The organism is Chitinophaga sp. (genome assembly GCF_036566945.1).
GTDB lineage: Bacteria > Bacteroidota > Bacteroidia > Chitinophagales > Chitinophagaceae > Chitinophaga.
Map to the genome: position 1 here is coordinate 1 of NZ_DATCVJ010000665.1, position 1584 is coordinate 1584.

General features: G+C 37.8%; 2 protein-coding genes. One reads left to right on the top strand and one right to left on the bottom strand.

What is annotated here, in order from left to right; translation table 11 throughout:
- On the bottom strand, positions 1-266 hold a 266-nt coding region (locus VIP81_RS20265; RefSeq protein ID WP_331965387.1), incomplete at its 3' end, for an urease subunit gamma.
- A 73-nt stretch (positions 267-339) separates the two neighbouring features.
- Between VIP81_RS20265 and thsB the strand changes: the two genes are divergently transcribed.
- Positions 340-1584 (top strand): thermosome subunit beta (gene thsB / locus VIP81_RS20270; protein WP_331965390.1); only part of this gene is annotated, 1245 nt, incomplete at its 3' end.

Below are 1584 nucleotides of genomic sequence, written 5' to 3' on the forward strand. Positions count from 1 at the left end.
CCATCGTCAAACGTGGCCTCCACTTGAACGCTCTGTACTAGATCTGGAACTCCGGGCAATACGTCGTCTTTATTTAACACATGTCTTCCTGATTTCATGAGTTCAGAAACCGATTTTCCATCTCGCGCTCCTTCTAAAATGTAATCTGCGATTAGAGCCACCGATTCAGGATAATTGAGTTTTAAACCCCTTGTTTTTCTTTTTCGCGCGACCTCTGCACTCATAGAAATATATAATTTATCAATTTCTCTGGGTGATAGAAACATCAAAGATCAAATTTTATTATAAAGTCAGATATTTATAATTGATCTCAAATTATCAATTAAAGATAAGTTTTTCATGAGTCATAAAAATATGCAGTTATTTGGTAATGGTCTCAAAAGAACGTATGGAACTGAAGCAAGGAGATATAATCTACTAGCTGCAAGGTTGATTGCTGACCTTGTTAAAGGCTTTCTGGGTCCCAGAGGACTTGAAAAAATGTTTATTGACATTCTTGGCGAGATGACTGTTACTAAGGATGGTGCAACATTTCTAAGAAAGATTGATGTTGAGCATCCTGCCGCTAAGGTTATTATTGAGGCCTCCAATGCGGTGGATAATGCCGTCGGTGATGGTACTACATCAGTTGTTGTGCTTGCAGGAGCCCTAGTTGAAAAAGCAGAAGGTCTATTAGAAATTGGTGTATCGCCAAGCAGAATTTCAGATGGTTATAATAATGCATTGCACATGGCACTTGAAATTGTCAGGAAAGTTTCCATTGAAACAACTAGTCATGATAAAAAGATAATGAGGTATCTTGTTGAGACTTGTTTGAGATCAAAGGCTGTATCTCAGTTTACAGAAGAAATAGTAATTCCCAGTCTTGTTGTTGACGGAATTTGTGAAATCGCTGATTTTTCAAGACGCTATCTTGAAGTGGATGACATTAAGATCGAGGAAAAAATAGGGAATAGTTCTGATACCGAGCTTGTTCATGGAACTGTAATAGACAAAACAATAGATGATTCGTCAATGCCCCGAATTATTGAAAACGCAAAGATTTTGCTTCTTGACAGCGATGTCCAGGATGAACGCACAAAGACTGATGCCGAAATTAGGATTTCAAACCCTAGCCAGATGACCTCGTTCATAAAGAAAAAAAACAGTAACTTGCTTCAAAAGATTCAGTATGTAATTGAATCTGGTGCAAATGTTGTTTTTTCGCGTGGTGGGATAGATTCCCTTGCACTAAATCATTTTGCCAAGAACAAAATGTTAACTGTTAGAAGAGTTAAAGAAAACGATTTGTTATGGCTGGCAAAGGCTACCGGAGCCAAGGTCGTCAGAGATCTTGATAGCATAAACGGCAGTGATCTGGGGTACGCTGCAAAGGTGTATGAAAAAACAGTTGGTGATGATAAAATGGTTTTCGTTAATGGTTGCAGGAATCCAAAGTCAATAACATTTCTTTTGCGTGCTAATTCAAAAAAAATCCTTGATGAATTTCATCGTACGATACTAGATTCTATTTATGTTTTGAGAAATTTTATTACGGATCCAAAAATTGTTCCTGGGGGAGGTGCCGTAGAAGCATTTATTGCC